This is a genomic window from Streptomyces sp. NPDC088246, from assembly GCF_044741025.1.
GTDB lineage: Bacteria > Actinomycetota > Actinomycetes > Streptomycetales > Streptomycetaceae > Streptomyces.
The window spans coordinates 43,357-57,628 of the sequence record NZ_JBIURV010000028.1; the positions used below are offsets into that span (position 1 = coordinate 43,357).

The window sequence follows — 14,272 nt, forward strand, 5'->3', positions numbered from 1 at the left end:
CTACCGGGCGGTTCCCGATCGGCCCACCGCTCCGGGTGCGGCGTCCTGGCCGGTCAGAGCCTGTTTGTCCCGGTGTCTGCAGTCGGCGGGGCAGTTCTGCGGCGTCGCACTGGTCCCATGTTACGTTCCGCTCTCCGGAATCAGTCTTTTACTTTGTGGAAATCTACAGTTGCGGGCGCGGGTGGTCCACCGGCCGTCCGGCGGGGAAACTGGGGTCTTGACGGGCCCGAATCCCGAGTGAAGACTCCTTCAACAGTTCGTTGAATTTGCCAGTGGTCGAAAGTCCGAAGTGAGGAGCACGGGTGTCCGGAGCGGACGTGAATCTGGTACTGCGCTCGACGCGTGTCGTCACCCCGGACGGGACGCGTCCCGCGGCGGTCGCCGTCGCCGACGGGAGAATCGACGCCGTCCTGCCGTACGACACCGAGGTGCCGGCCGGTGCCCGGTCGGAGGACTTCGGTGACGACGTCCTGCTGCCCGGACTCGTCGACACCCATGTCCATGTGAACGACCCCGGCCGGACCGAGTGGGAAGGCTTCTGGACCGCCACCCGCGCCGCGGCGGCGGGCGGCATCACCACCCTGCTCGACATGCCGCTCAACTCCCTCCCGCCGACCACGACCGTCGGTCATCTGCGCACCAAGCAACAGGTGGCCGCCCCCAAGGCACACATCGACTCCGGATTCTGGGGCGGAGCGATCCCGTCCAATGTCAAGGACCTGCGCCCGCTGTACGAGGCCGGGGTGTTCGGCTTCAAGTGCTTCCTCTCGCCCTCCGGCGTCGATGAGTTCCCGGAGCTCGACCAGGAGCAGCTGGCCAGGTCCATGGCCGAGATCGCCGGCTTCGGCGGGCTGCTGATCGTGCACGCCGAGGACCCGCGCCATCTGGCCTCCGCACCGCAGCGCAGTGGGCCCGCGTATGCCGACTTCCTCGCCTCCCGGCCCCGTGACGCCGAGAACACCGCGATCGAGGGGCTCATCGCGCACGCCAGGCGGCTGAACGCCCGGGTTCATGTGCTGCACCTCTCCTCCAGTGACGCGCTGCCACTGATAGCCGCCGCCAAGGGCGAGGGCGTACGGATCACCGTCGAGTCCTGTCCGCACTTCCTCACCCTCACCGCCGAGGAAGTCCCGGACGGCGCGACGGAGTTCAAGTGCTGCCCGCCGATCCGGGAGGCCGCCAACCAGGACGCGCTGTGGGACGGGCTGGCCGACGGGACGATCGACTGCATCGTCTCCGACCACTCGCCGTGCACCACCGACCTCAAGACGCCGGACTTCGCCTCCGCCTGGGGCGGCATCTCCTCTCTCCAGCTGGGGCTCCCCGCCATCTGGACCGAGGCCCGCAAGCGCGGCCACTCGCTCGACGACGTCGTCCGCTGGATGTCGGCCGCACCCGCGGAGCTGGCCGGGCTCACCCGCAAGGGCGCCATCGCGGCCGGCCGCGATGCCGACTTCGCCGTCCTCGCTCCGGACGAGACCTTCACCGTCGACCCCGCCGGACTCTTCCACCGCAACCAGGTCACCGCCTACGCCGGCAGGACCCTGCGCGGCGTCGTGAGATCGACCTGGCTGCGCGGCGCGAGGATCGCGGCGGACGGCACCGTCGCCGAACCCACCGGACGCCTCCTTGAAAGGAACCACTGACCATGACGGCGACAGCCCGCTTCACCGGTGACGCGAATCCGTACGGCGGCGGCGATCCGTACGCCGACTACCGCACCGCCGACTTCCCCTTCACCGACCTCGTCGACCTCGCCGACCGGCGGCTCGGCGCGGGAGTGATCGCCGCCAACGACGAGTTCTTCGCCGAGCGCGAGAATCTGCTGAAGCCGGAGCCCGCCGAGTTCGATCCCGAGCGTTTCGGCCACAAGGGCAAGATCATGGACGGCTGGGAGACCCGCCGCCGACGCGGCGCGAGCGCCGACCGGCCTCACCCCACGGACGAGGACCACGACTGGGCACTCGTGCGGCTCGGCGCGCCCGGAGTCGTACGCGGCATCATCGTCGACACCGCCCACTTCCGCGGCAACTACCCGCAGGCCGTCTCCGTCGAGGCGGCCTGCGTCCCCGGCTCCCCGTCGCCCGGGGAACTCCTCGCGCCCAGCGTGAAGTGGACAACGCTCGTGCCGCGTACAGCCGTTGGCGGGCACGCGGCCAACGGCTTCGTCGTCGCGGCCGAGCAACGTGTCACCCATCTGCGGGTCAATCAGCACCCCGACGGCGGGATCGCCCGACTCCGGGTGTACGGCGAGGTCGCCCCCGACCCCGCCTGGCTGGCCGCCCTCGGCACCTTTGATCTGGTCGCCCTGGAGAACGGCGGCATGGTCGAGGACGCCTCCGACCGCTTCTACTCCCCGGCCACCAACACCATCCAGCCGGGCAGGTCCCGCAAGATGGACGACGGCTGGGAGACCCGTCGCCGACGCGACAAGGGCAACGACTGGATCCGCTACCGGCTCGTCGAGCAGGCGGAGATCCGCGCAGTCGAGATCGACACCGCGTATCTGAAGGGCAACTCGGCGGGCTGGGCGAGCCTTTCCGCATGCGACGGGGAGAGCGCCGAGTGGACCGAGGTGCTGCCCCGGATCCGGCTGCAGCCCGACACGAACCACCGCTTCGTCCTGCCGGAGGCGGTGCGGGCCACGCACATCCGGGTCGACATCTTCCCCGACGGCGGCATCTCCCGGCTGCGGCTGTTCGGCTCGCCGACAAAGGAGGGTGCCACGCGACTGGCCGCGCGCCACCGCGAGCTCGGCGGTTAGGATCTTCGGCGCACCCGGGAGCCGGAGGGGCCGATATTCAGCCCGTCCGGCTCCATCCGGGTGTGCCCGATCAGTCCGCATCCAAGGCATATGGGATCCTAGGGGCATGATCTTCATCGCCGTCAAATTCACCGTCCACAGCGCCGACCGCGACAACTGGCTCCCGGCCGTCGAGGACTTCACCCTCGCCACCCGGAAGGAGCCCGGCAATGTGTTCTTCGAGTGGTCGTACAGCGTCGAGAACCCGGACCAGTTCGTCCTGCTGGAGGCCTTCGCCTCCCCCGAGGCCGGGGAGGCCCATGTGAAGTCGCAGCACTTCGCCGCGGCGATGGACACGATGGCGGATCTCGTCGCCCAGACTCCGGAGATCATCAACGTCGAGGTGCCGGGCGAGGGTTGGTCCCGGATGGCGGAGCTCACCCCGCGCTCGCGGTGATCCGCACGTCGGTGTGTCCGTGCCGAGTGACGCGGACACGGCGGCACGGACCCACACCGACGCGACAGGCCCTCAGAACTCCTCGTGGCCCTCGGGATCCCCGCCGAACCGCTGCCTCGGCCCGGCCGAGATGCGGGCCAGCTCGTCCGCCGTCAGCTCGAACCCGAACAGGTCCAGGTTCTCGCGCTGCCGTCCCGGATCGGCCGACTTGGGGATCGGTACGGCACCGAGCTGGGTGTGCCAGCGCAGCACGGCCTGAGCGGGCGTCACGCCGTGCGCCTCGGCGACGGCGACCAGCCCCGGGGCGGCCAGCAGATCGCGCCCGCGGCCGAGCGGGCTCCAGCTCTCCGTGACGATGCCCTTGGCGGCGTGCGCGGACCGCAGTTCGTCCTGCGGCAGACGCGGGTGCATCTCGATCTGGTTGACGGCCGGCAGCACCCCCGTCTCCTGCTCCAGCCGGTCGATCTGGGCCGCGGTGAAGTTGGAGACGCCGATCGAGCGCACCAGACCGTCCTCGCGGAGCCGGATCAGCGCCTTCCAGGTGTCGACGTACAGATCGAGCCGGGGCAACGGCCAGTGGATGAGATACAGATCCACGTACTCCAGCCCGAGTCTGCGCCGAGACTCCTCGAACGACGCCAGCGTCGGCTCGTAACCGTGATGCCGGCCCGGGACCTTGGTGGTGACGAAGACGTCCTCCCTCCGCACGCCGCTGCGGGCGATCCCGCGGCCGGTACCGGTCTCGTTGCCGTAGCTCAGCGCGGTGTCGACGAGCCGGTAGCCGAGGCCCAGAGCCCCGGCGACGGCCTTCTCCGCCGCGTCGTCGCCCAACGGCCAGGTGCCGAGCCCGACGGCGGGAATGGCGCGGCCGTCGTTCAGGGTGTGAACCGGGGTCTCGGTCATGATCTCCCTTTTCGTTCGGAAACCTCACTGGCCAGGGTAGGGCGGACCGGGGCGCGAGACATGGACCGTGCGGGTGAGCCCGGCTCACAGCCCCACGGTCCCCTGCGCAGTTGGGTGATGACCTCGTTGCCCCGGTTGTGGCCGTGGCCCCGCCGGATCAGGCCGAGGACCGGGAGACCGGCCGGCGGGTTGCCGCTGCGAAGCCGGGTCAAGCGGCGTGGCCCCCGTCCACCGTCACCTCCGTACCCGTGATGTACGCCGCCTCGTCACTGGCCAAGTAGGCGATCAGGGAAGCCACTTCGTCCACGGTGCCGAACCGGTCCAGTGCGGTCGCGGTCACCTGTCCGGCGGCGAACGGGCCGTCGGCCGGGTTGAGGTCCGTGTCGACCGGACCTGGCTGGACCAGGTTGACCGTGATGCCGCGCGGGCCGAGTTCGCGGGCGAGCGGCTTGGTCAGGCCGGCCAGCGCCGACTTGCTCATCGTGTAGAGGGTGGAGCCGGGACCGCCCGCGTGCCGGCTGAGAGCCGTGCCGAGGGAGATGATGCGGCCACCGTTCCCCATCAGGCCCGCCGCCGCGCGGCAGGCCAGGAAGACCGCCCGTACGTTGACCGCGAGCACCCGGTCGACGTCGGCGGGGGTGAGGGTTTCGATGGGGCCGAGGACGCCGATGCCCGCGTTGTTGACCAGGATGTCGAGCCGGCCGAGCGCGTCAGCGGCACGGCGCACGGCCGCCGGAACGGCATCCGGGTCGCCCGAGTCGGCGCGCAGGGCGATTCCGCGACGGCCGTACGACTGGATCTTCTTGACGACCGCCTGCGCGCCGTCCTCGTCCCGCACGTATGTCAGCGCCACATCGGCGCCGTCCCGGGCCAGCCGCAGGGCGGTCGCGGCACCGATGCCCCGGCTGCCGCCGGTGACGAGTGCGGCCCTGTTCGAGCCGGTGGTCGTGGTGATGCTGGTCGTGGTCATGGTAGGTCTCCTGGTCCGTGAGGCCGGGTCCTGCCCGGCGTCGGGTCCTGCGACGCCCGGGTCTTTCGACGTCCGGGTCTTTCGACATGGACAAGGAAAGATCTTCTGCGCGGCGGAAACCGGCGGGAATCGGACGCCCACCCCGATGCACCCGGGAGCGGGGTTTCTACGGGTGGACCGATGAGTTCCGGACCAGAGTGAGGTCAGAAGGGGGAAGCGATCGATTTCCGGACCAGGAGAAGGACCATGACGAAGCTGACTCTCACCACATTCCTCTCGCTCGACGGTGTCATGCAGGCGCCCGGCGGCCCCGACGAGGACACCAGCGGCGGGTTCGAGTACGGCGGCTGGCTCGTACCGTTCGCGGACGAGGGAATGGGGCAGTTCATGACCGAGGTGTTCGACCGGTGCGCCGCGTTTCTGCTGGGCCGCCGTACGTACGACATCTTCGCCGCGCACTGGCCCAGGGTGACCGACCCCGACGACCCGGTCGCCGGCCGCCTCAACCGGTACCCCAAGTACGTCGTCTCGACCACCCTGGAGAAGGCGGACTGGCAGAACACGACCGTCATCTCCACCGACGTCGTCGAGGAGGTCGCCCGGATCAAGGAGCGCACGGATGGCGGCGAACTCCAGATCCACGGCAGTGGGGCCCTCGCCCGGTCCTTGATGGCGCATGACCTGATCGACGAGTACAACCTCCTCGTCCACCCGGTCGTGCTCGGCCGGGGCCGTCGGCTCTTCCCGGACGGCGGGCTGCCGACCGCCTTCGAACAGACCGGGGCACGCACGACCCCCAACGGCATCTCGATCCACACCTACCGGCCCACCGGCCGTGCACAGTTCGGATCCTTCGCCCTCGACGAGTGAGACCGAGTGAGCCGATCGGGTCCGCGCCGAGCGGACGCGGCTCCCACCGGGACGGATCGCCTCCCGCACCCCGCGCAGCGGCGGCGAAACCGTGGCGCCGGATGCGCCCGGGCCGCCGTCCCGCGCGGCGCGGCGTCCGCCGTTTCCGGGCCCGGGGGCGGCCGGGACGGCCGGGTGGACCGCGCCGACCGGGCACGACGGCGGATCGCCACGCTCGCCGACCGGGAACGCGAGGTCGCGATCGCCGTCGGACGCGGCCGCTCCAACGCCGAGATCGCCACCACGCTCTACCTGAGCGTGGCGACCGTGAAGACGCAGGTGTCCCGGATCCTGGCCAAATTCGATTTCAACAACCGTGTCCAGATCGCGCTGTTGGTACACGATGCGGGCCTGCTGGACGACGACGGCGCAGGCCCGGCGGCATAGTCTGAACCGGTCGATCGCGAGCGATCGAGCCGATCAGACCGGGAGGGGCGATCCCATGTCCGATGCCAGTAGCCACGTCGATGTAGATCTGCGCGGGGTCAAGGACTTCACCGCGAATCCCTATCCGTACTACGAGAAGCTGCGCGCCGCAGGTCCCGTGCACACCATCCGTACCGACGAATTCGAGCGGATCTGGCTCGTGGTCGGGTACGGCGAGGGCCGCGCGGCTCTCGCCGACCAGCGGTTCGGCAAGGAGTGGCAGGGGCTGGTGGACCGGCCCGAGGGGAACGATCCGATCTTCGCCAACATGCTGGAGCTGGACGCACCCCATCACACCCGGCTGCGCAAGCTCGTGACCCGGGAGTTCACCGCTCGCCGGGTCGAGGCCCTGCGCCCGCGCGTCCAGCAGATCACCGACGAGCTCCTCGACACGATGGTGCCCGCCGGGCGCGCCGATCTCGTGGACGCGCTCGCGTTCCCGCTGCCGATGACCGTCATCTGCGAACTGATCGGTGTGCCGGACCTGGACCGGAACACCTTCCGCAAACTGTCGAACGACGTCGTCACCCCGTCCACGCCGGAGCAGGAGCGCGAGGCGGTGACCGCCATGGGCGCGTACCTCGCCGAGCTCATCGAGGACAAGCGGTGCTCGCCGGGTGACGACCTGATGAGCGCCCTGGTCAGGACACGCGACGAGGAGGGGGACGGGCTGTCGCCCGACGAGCTCGTGGGCATGGCCTTCCTGCTGCTCGTCGCCGGCCATGAGACCACGGTCAACCTGATCTCCAACGGAGTACGGGCATTGCTTCGCCACCCGGACCAACTGGCCGTACTCCGTGCCGACTTCGGCCTGATCGACGGCGCGGTGGAGGAGATGCTGCGCTATGACGGACCGGTGGAGACCGCCACGTTCCGCTTCCCCCGCGAACCGGTCGAGATCGGGCAGCGGGTCATTCCGGCGGGCGAGCCGGTTCTGATCTCTCTGGCGGGCGCCGACCGCGACCCCGGCCGCTACCCGGAACCGGACCGCTTCGACATCCGCCGCGACACCCGGGGCCATCTGGCCTTCGGGCACGGCCTGCACTTCTGTCTGGGTGCGCCGCTGGCCCGGATGGAGGGCCGGATCGCGATCCGCACGCTGCTGGAGCGGTGCCCCGGTCTCGCACTGGACGTGGACGCGGGGGAGCCGGACTGGCTCCCGGGGATGCTGATCCGTGGGGTCCGCGAGCTGCCCGTCCGCTGGTGAGGTAAAAAGCTCTGTCATGACCGGACTTGATTTGCAGATGGCGCAGAAGGTCCTCGAGAGCCAGCCGTTCAGTGGGCTCGTCGGGGCGCGGATCACCGCCTTCGGGGACGGCGCCGCCACACTCGAAGTGGACATCCGTCAGGAACTCCAGCAGCAGAACGGCTTTCTGCACGGCGGAGTCCTGGCCTACGCCGCCGACAACTCGATCACCTTCGCCGCCGGGACGACCCTCGGGCCGGCCGTGCTGACCGGCGGTTTCTCCATCCAGTACATACGGCCCGCCACCGGCCGCACGCTCATCGCCCACGCCGATGTCGTGCACACCGGCCGCCGTCAGGCCGTGGTCCGCTGCGAGCTGTTCGCCGCGCGGGAGGACGGGGCGAAGACGCTCTGCGCGGTCGCCCAGGGGACCGTACTGTCCGCCGCACCGTCCTGAAGTGCCCTGACCGCGCCCCCGGCGGCCGGTCAGCGGCAGTTCATCCGGCGGCGCGAGCGCCGGACCGGACGGCTGCTCCGTCGGCGATCTCCGCGATCCGCACGGGGCGCCGCTCCCGGCGGGACACCTCGCACGCCTCCGCGATCAGCAGCGCGTACCACGCTTCCCGCCCGTCGCACGGATTGGGCAGCTCGCCCCGCACCACCCGTACGAACGCGTCCAGTTCCGCCTCGTACGCCGGGGCGAACCGCTCCAGGAAGCCCGGCCAGGGGCTGAGCGGCGCGGCGGGGCCCTGCGGTTCCGCCGAGGTGACCGGTGTCCGGTCGTCCAGGCCGACCGTGATCTGGTCCAGTTCGCCCGCCAGTTCCATCCGTACGTCATAACCGGCGCCGTTGCAGCGGGTGGCCGTCGCCGTGGCCAGGGTGCCGTCGTCGAGGGTCAGCAGGGCCGCCGCCGTGTCCACGTCGCCGGCCACCCGGAACATCTCGGGCCCGGCATCCGATCCGGTGGCATACACCTCGGTCACCTCGCGGCCCGTCACCCAGCGCAGCATGTCGAAGTCGTGGACCAGACAGTCCCGGTACAGCCCCCCGGAGAGCGGCAGATACGCGGCGGGCGGCGGTGCGGGGTCCATGGTCATCGCCCGTACGGTGTGCAGCCTGCCCAGCACCCCTGCCCGCACGGCGGCGCGCGCCGCCGCGTACCCCACGTCGAACCTGCGCATGAAGCCCAGTTGGAGGACGCTCCCCGCCCGGTCGACCTCGCACAGCGCGCTCAGTGTCCCCGGCAGGTCCAGTGCGATCGGTTTCTCGCAGAACGCGGGCAGCCCCGCCCGTGCGGCCCGCCCGATCAGCTCCGCGTGCGCCGAAGTGGCCGAGGCGATCACCACGGCGTCCACCCCCGCGCCGAACAGCTCGGCGGCGCCGACCGCGGCCGTCGCGCCGACGCGGTCCGCGACCTCGGCAGCTCGCGCCCGGTCGGTGTCCGTCACCACCAGGGCGTCCACCTCGGGATGGCGGGCCAGCACGCCCGCGTGGAAGGAACCGATCCGGCCGGTGCCGATGAGTCCGATACGCATGGACCCAACGTGCCGCCCACTGACTGCTCTGTCAACTATATGTCCTGACAAAGTAGGGATTTGTTCGGTGTTCATGCTGTCCGGACAACAGAACGACCTGACTACCGGAGGTTCTGATGTGAGGGATACCCTCCACGCGTGCCCAAACCCACCACCGACCCGGCCGTACTCGAACTCGGCGTGGACCGCTCCAGTCCGGTTCCCCTCTACTACCAGCTGGCCCAGCAGCTGGAAGCGGCCATCGAGCAGGGCCGGCTCGCCCCCGGCAGCCTCCTCGGCAACGAGATCGAGCTCGCGGCCCGGCTCGGCCTGTCCCGGCCCACCGTCCGCCAGGCCATCCAGTCACTGGTCGACAAGGGGCTGATGGTCCGTCGCCGCGGCGTCGGCACCCAGGTCGTGCACAGCAGGGTCAGGCGCCCGCTCGGACTGAGCAGCCTGTACGACGACCTGGAGGCCGCGGGCGGGCACCCCACGACCCACGTCCTGCGCAACACCGTCGAGCCCGCCGACGCCTCGGTCGCCGACGCACTCGCAGTCGCGGAGGGCACCGACGTACACCTCGTCGAGCGGCTGCGGTACGCGCACGACGAGCCGCTGGCACTCCTGCGCAACCACCTGCCCCTCGGGATCGTCGACCTGGGCACAGAACGGCTGGAAACCACCGGCCTCTACCGGATGATGCGTGGCGCGGGCATCACCCTGCACAGCGCCCGCCAGACCATCGGCGCCCGGCTCGCCACCGCCGACGAGGCGGCCTCACTCGCCGAGGCAGAGGGGGCCGCGCTGCTGACGATGGAGCGCACCACCTTCGACGACACCGGGCGGGCGGTCGAGTTCGGCTCCCACATCTACCGGGCCTCGCGCTACTCCTTCGATTTCCAGCTGCTCGTGCGGTGACGACGGCCACGGGGCCCGTTGACGTCCAAGGCGCCCACCGCTAGAACTGCCGCCAGCCGCATTCGGGCGGCGGGGAGAGAGGGCGGACCCACGATGCGCAGATTTCGCAAGTCGGCAATCCTGATCGCCACGGCCGCCATCGGCATCGGCCTCACCGCCACCGGATGCAGCAGTTCCGGCGGCAGGAGCGCCGAGGAGAAGCCCCGGGACGCAAGCGGCAGCGGGGGCAAGGCGGTCTCCACTCCCCGGATGAAGATCGCGATGGTCACGCACTCCGGGGAGGGCGACACCTTCTGGGACATCGTGCAGAGCGGCGCGAAGCAGGCGGCGGCCAAGGACAACGTCGAGTTCCTGTACTCGGCGAACAAGGAGGGCAAGGAACAGGCCCAGCTCGTCCAGGCCGCCATCGACCAGAAGGTCGACGGCATCGTTGTCACCCTCGCCAAGCCGGAAGCGGTCACGGACGTCGTCGCCAAGGCCGTGAAGGCCGGCATACCCGTCGTGACCATCAACTCGGGCGCGCAGTTCTCCAAGGAGATCGGCGCGCTCGGGCACATCGGTCAGGACGAGAGGGTCGCGGGTGAGGCCGTCGGCGAGGAGCTCGACGCGCGGGGCCGCAAGAAGGCCGTCTGCATCATCCACGAGCAGGGCAATGTGTCGCTGGAAGAGCGCTGCGCAGGTGTGCGCAAGACCTTCAGGGGCACCGTCGAGAACCTCAATGTGGAGGGCACCAACATGCCCGCCTCCACCTCCTCGATCGAAGCGAAGCTCCAGGCCGACAAGGGCATCGACGCGATCGTCACCCTGGGCGCACCCTTCGCCGCCGCCTCCGTCAAGGCCAAGGAGGGCTCCGGCAGCAGGGCGGAGGTCGACACATTCGATCTGAACGCCGAGGTCGTCAAGCGGCTGAAGGCCGATGAGGTCGGCTTCGCCGTCGACCAGCAGCCCTACCTCCAGGGCTATCTCGCCATCGACGAACTGTGGCTGAACAGGACCAACGGAAACGTCATCGGCGGCGGAAAGCCGGTGCTCACCGGCCCGGCGATCGTCACCGCCGACGACGTGCCGCAGTTGGAGGAATACACTGCGCGCGGCACCCGATGACCGTCCCGCGCGCCGCTGTGCACACCCGGTGCCGACACACGTGCCTCGCCCCTGCCGGGCGGCGCAGTCGGCGGCTCGGGGATACTTGGCCAGCCGGGCAGGGTGTGAATCGTCCCCGGCCCCACCAAGCAGCACAGCGAGCAGCACAAGAAGGGCACGGCGTCGTGGCAAGGGTTCGGACAGGGGTACGTGCGATGGGCGCCGTGCTTGCGGCGGTGCTCGGGGCTTCCCTCGTGGGATGCAGCAGCACCGGTGGCAAGCGGGCGGAGGAGCGCGCGGCCCAGGCCGCCGCCGAGGGCCGGTCCGCGGTGAGCACGCCCCGCTGGACCTTCGCCATGGTCACGCACTCGGGCGACGGCGACACCTTCTGGGACATCGTCCAGCGGGGCGCCGAGCAGGCGGCCGTCAAGGACAACATCAAGTTCCTGTACTCGCACAACGACGAGGCGCAGCAGCAGGCCCAGCTCGTCCAGGCCGCCATCGACCAGAAGGTCGACGGGCTGATCGTCACACTCGCCAAGCCCGACGCGATGAAGGACGTCGTCGCCAAGGCCACCAAGGCCGGTATCCCGGTGATCACGGTGAATTCGGGCTCCGCGGAGTCCAAGCAGTTCGGCGCGCTCACGCATATCGGCCAGGACGAGTCGATCGCGGGTGAGGCCGTCGGCGACGAGCTCAACACGCGGGGCCGCAAGAAGGCCCTGTGCATCCTGCACGAGCAGGGCAACGTCGGCCACGAGCAGCGCTGCGCCGGAGCGAAGAGGACGTTCGACGGGCAGATGCAGAACCTGTACGTCGAAGGCACCAATATGCCCGACGTCCAGGCGTCCATCGAGGCCAAGCTCCAGGCCGACAAGAACATCGACGCGGTCGTCACCCTCGGGGCGCCGTTCGCGGACGCCGCCGTCAAGGCGAAGAAGACCGCGGGCAGCAAGGCCGAGATCGACACCTTCGACCTGAACGCCAAGGTCGCCACGGCGCTCCAGGACAAGACCCTCGGCTTCGCGGTCGACCAGCAGCCCTACCTCCAGGGATATGAGGCCGTGGACCTGCTGTGGCTGTACCGCTTCAACGGCAATGTGCTCGGCGGCGGACGCCCGGTCCTCACCGGCCCGCAGATCATCACCTCGAAGGACGCCGCCGAGCTGGCGGAATACACGAAGCGGGGGACCCGATGAGCACGGTTGCAGGGCCGTCCGCCCCGGCCGGGGCGGACGAGCGGCTGCTGCGCACCTCGCCGCTGCGCAAACTGCTCGGCCGCCCCGAGCTCGGCTCGGTGGTCGGCGCCGCGGCCGTTTTCATCTTCTTCTCGATCGTCGCCGACAGCTTCCTGCGCACCTCCAGCCTCGGTACGGTGCTGTACGCGGCCTCCACCATCGGGATCATGGCCGCTCCCGTGGCCCTGCTGATGATCGGCGGCGAGTTCGACCTCTCCGCCGGTGTGCTGGTCACCAGCTCCGCGCTGATCTCGTCGATGTTCAGCTATCAGATGACGGCGAACGTCTGGGTCGGCGTCTTTGTGTCGCTGCTGGTCACGCTGGCCATCGGGGCGTTCAACGGCTTCATGCTGACCCGTACCAAACTGCCGAGCTTCATCATCACGCTCGGTACGTTCCTGATGCTGACCGGCCTCAATCTGGGCTTCACCAAGCTGATCAGCGGGACCGTGTCGACGAAGTCCATCGCCGACATGGAGGGCTTCGAGTCGGCCCGGCAGGTCTTCGCCTCGCAGTGGACCATCGGCGGCGTCGAGCTGAAGGTCACCATTCTGTGGTGGGCCGTGCTCGTCGCGGTCGCCACCTGGATCCTGCTGCGGACCCGCTTCGGCAACTGGATCTTCGCGGTCGGCGGCGAGGCCGACGCGGCCCGCGCGGTCGGTGTCCCAGTGATCCGTACCAAGATCGGGCTCTACCTCGGGGTCGCCTTCGCCGCCTGGGTCTCCGGGCAGCATCTGCTGTTCTCGTTCGACGTGGTGCAGTCCGGCGAGGGCGTCGGCAACGAGCTGATCTACATCATCGCGGCCGTCATCGGCGGCTGTCTGATCACCGGCGGCTACGGCTCCGCGATCGGCTCCGCGGTCGGTGCCTTCATCTTCGGCATGACCAGCAAGGGCATCGTGTACGCGGAGTGGAACCCGGACTGGTTCAAGTTCTTCCTCGGAGCCATGCTGCTCCTGGCCACTCTGCTCAACGCATGGGTACGCAAGCGCGCGGAGGCGACGAAATGACGGCCCCCCAGGCACCGGCCGACCGGGAGACGTCCCACCGGGCGCTCGTCGAGCTGGATCACGTCAGCAAGTTCTACGGCAACATCAAGGCCCTGACGGACGTCTCGCTGGAGGTGCACGCGGGGGAGATCTCCTGCGTCCTCGGTGACAACGGCGCCGGTAAATCCACCCTGATCAAGATCATCGCGGGGCTGCACCGGCACGACACGGGGACCTTCCTCATCGAGGGCGAGGAGACCACCCTCGCCAACCCGCGCGACGCCCTCGACCGCGGCATCGCCACGGTCTACCAGGACCTGGCCGTCGTCCCCCTGATGCCGGTCTGGCGGAACTTCTTCCTCGGCTCCGAGCCGACCACCGGCGCGGGCCCCTTCAAACGCCTCGATGTGCGGCTGATGCGCGAGACGACCCGTTCCGAGCTGCTGCGCATGGGCATCGACCTGCGCGACGTCGACCAGCCGATCGGCACGCTCTCCGGCGGCGAGCGCCAGTGCGTCGCCATCGCGCGGGCCGTGTACTTCGGCGCGAAGGTCCTTGTCCTGGACGAACCCACCGCCGCGCTCGGCGTCAAGCAGTCCGGGGTCGTCCTCAAGTACGTCGCGGCCGCCCGCGACGCGGGTCTCGGCGTGGTTCTCATCACGCACAACCCGCACCACGCGTATCTCGTCGGTGACCGGTTCGTCCTGCTCAAGCGGGGCGCCATGTCCGGCAGCCACACCAAGGCGAGCATCACTCTGGACGAGCTGACCCGCCAGATGGCGGGCGGCAGCGAGCTGGAGGAGCTCAGCCACGAGCTGGAGCGGGCCCCGGGGCCGACCCATCTGGGCGGCCATCCCGTCGCCGACGACCCCCGGTAGCCCCGGGCCGGTACCGGCCCGGGGGAACCCGGTCCGCCAGCCGAGGTACCCCGGCAGT

At 69.9% G+C, this 14,272-nt stretch carries 14 protein-coding genes and 1 pseudogene; 12 read left to right on the top strand and 3 right to left on the bottom strand.

Going from position 1 to position 14,272, the window contains the following annotated elements; all coding sequences use genetic code 11:
* Positions 1 to 302: 302 nt before the first annotated feature.
* The 3 genes from allB to ACIPEK_RS31830 all read left to right on the top strand — a co-directional run bounded on the left by allB (position 303) and on the right by ACIPEK_RS31830 (position 3,200).
* Positions 303 to 1,646, top strand: a complete 1,344-nt coding sequence (gene allB / locus ACIPEK_RS31820) for an allantoinase AllB (protein WP_402003152.1) — start codon at positions 303 to 305, stop codon at positions 1,644 to 1,646.
* A 2-nt stretch (positions 1,647 to 1,648) separates the two neighbouring features.
* Positions 1,649 to 2,764 (top strand): allantoicase, encoded by a 1,116-nt coding sequence (alc, locus tag ACIPEK_RS31825; RefSeq protein WP_402003155.1) that lies wholly within the window; start codon positions 1,649 to 1,651, stop codon positions 2,762 to 2,764.
* Positions 2,765 to 2,870: 106 nt separating this feature from the next.
* Positions 2,871 to 3,200 (top strand): putative quinol monooxygenase, encoded by a 330-nt coding sequence (locus ACIPEK_RS31830; protein WP_114247492.1) that lies wholly within the window; start codon positions 2,871 to 2,873, stop codon positions 3,198 to 3,200.
* Between the two features lie 72 nt (positions 3,201 to 3,272).
* Here ACIPEK_RS31830 and ACIPEK_RS31835 read toward each other — a convergent pair whose 3' ends face one another.
* Both ACIPEK_RS31835 and ACIPEK_RS31840 read right to left on the bottom strand, forming a co-directional pair.
* A complete protein-coding gene (locus ACIPEK_RS31835; RefSeq protein WP_402003159.1) occupies positions 3,273 to 4,103 on the bottom strand; it encodes an aldo/keto reductase in 831 nt (276 codons plus the stop codon).
* Positions 4,104 to 4,311: 208 nt separating this feature from the next.
* Positions 4,312 to 5,073, bottom strand: a complete 762-nt coding sequence (locus ACIPEK_RS31840) for an SDR family oxidoreductase (RefSeq protein ID WP_402003162.1) — start codon at positions 5,071 to 5,073, stop codon at positions 4,312 to 4,314.
* Between the two features lie 246 nt (positions 5,074 to 5,319).
* Here ACIPEK_RS31840 and ACIPEK_RS31845 point away from each other — a divergent pair, with 246 nt between their 5' ends.
* From ACIPEK_RS31845 to ACIPEK_RS31860, 4 genes and pseudogenes are all read left to right on the top strand, one after another.
* Positions 5,320 to 5,943 carry a dihydrofolate reductase family protein gene (locus ACIPEK_RS31845; protein WP_402003165.1) on the top strand — a complete coding sequence of 208 codons (624 nt, stop codon included), beginning with the start codon at positions 5,320 to 5,322 and terminating at the stop codon, positions 5,941 to 5,943.
* A gap of 153 nt (positions 5,944 to 6,096) precedes the next feature.
* Positions 6,097 to 6,369 (top strand): annotated as a pseudogene (locus tag ACIPEK_RS31850) (response regulator transcription factor); the annotation flags it as partial.
* Positions 6,370 to 6,424: 55 nt separating this feature from the next.
* Entirely contained in the window at positions 6,425 to 7,615 is a 1,191-nt protein-coding gene (locus ACIPEK_RS31855) for a cytochrome P450 (RefSeq protein WP_402003168.1), read from the top strand.
* A 16-nt stretch (positions 7,616 to 7,631) separates the two neighbouring features.
* Positions 7,632 to 8,051 (top strand): PaaI family thioesterase, encoded by a 420-nt coding sequence (locus tag ACIPEK_RS31860; protein WP_402003171.1) that lies wholly within the window; start codon positions 7,632 to 7,634, stop codon positions 8,049 to 8,051.
* A gap of 40 nt (positions 8,052 to 8,091) precedes the next feature.
* Here ACIPEK_RS31860 and ACIPEK_RS31865 read toward each other — a convergent pair whose 3' ends face one another.
* A complete protein-coding gene (locus ACIPEK_RS31865; protein WP_402003174.1) occupies positions 8,092 to 9,129 on the bottom strand; it encodes a Gfo/Idh/MocA family oxidoreductase in 1,038 nt (345 codons plus the stop codon).
* Positions 9,130 to 9,267: 138 nt separating this feature from the next.
* Here ACIPEK_RS31865 and ACIPEK_RS31870 point away from each other — a divergent pair, with 138 nt between their 5' ends.
* From ACIPEK_RS31870 to ACIPEK_RS31890, 5 genes are all read left to right on the top strand, one after another.
* Positions 9,268 to 10,026, top strand: a complete 759-nt coding sequence (locus tag ACIPEK_RS31870) for a GntR family transcriptional regulator (protein WP_402003177.1) — start codon at positions 9,268 to 9,270, stop codon at positions 10,024 to 10,026.
* 93 nt (positions 10,027 to 10,119) lie between these two features.
* Positions 10,120 to 11,130 carry a sugar ABC transporter substrate-binding protein gene (locus tag ACIPEK_RS31875; RefSeq protein ID WP_402003180.1) on the top strand — a complete coding sequence of 337 codons (1,011 nt, stop codon included), beginning with the start codon at positions 10,120 to 10,122 and terminating at the stop codon, positions 11,128 to 11,130.
* Between the two features lie 194 nt (positions 11,131 to 11,324).
* Positions 11,325 to 12,308 (top strand): sugar ABC transporter substrate-binding protein, encoded by a 984-nt coding sequence (locus ACIPEK_RS31880; RefSeq protein ID WP_402003183.1) that lies wholly within the window; start codon positions 11,325 to 11,327, stop codon positions 12,306 to 12,308.
* Positions 12,305 to 13,357, top strand: a complete 1,053-nt coding sequence (locus ACIPEK_RS31885; protein ID WP_402003186.1) for an ABC transporter permease — start codon at positions 12,305 to 12,307, stop codon at positions 13,355 to 13,357. The genes ACIPEK_RS31880 and ACIPEK_RS31885 overlap by 4 nt, the downstream gene beginning before the upstream one ends.
* Positions 13,354 to 14,214 (top strand): ATP-binding cassette domain-containing protein, encoded by an 861-nt coding sequence (locus ACIPEK_RS31890; protein WP_402003189.1) that lies wholly within the window; start codon positions 13,354 to 13,356, stop codon positions 14,212 to 14,214. Before ACIPEK_RS31885 ends, ACIPEK_RS31890 begins: the two co-directional genes overlap by 4 nt.
* The last annotated feature ends 58 nt before the right edge of the window (positions 14,215 to 14,272 follow it).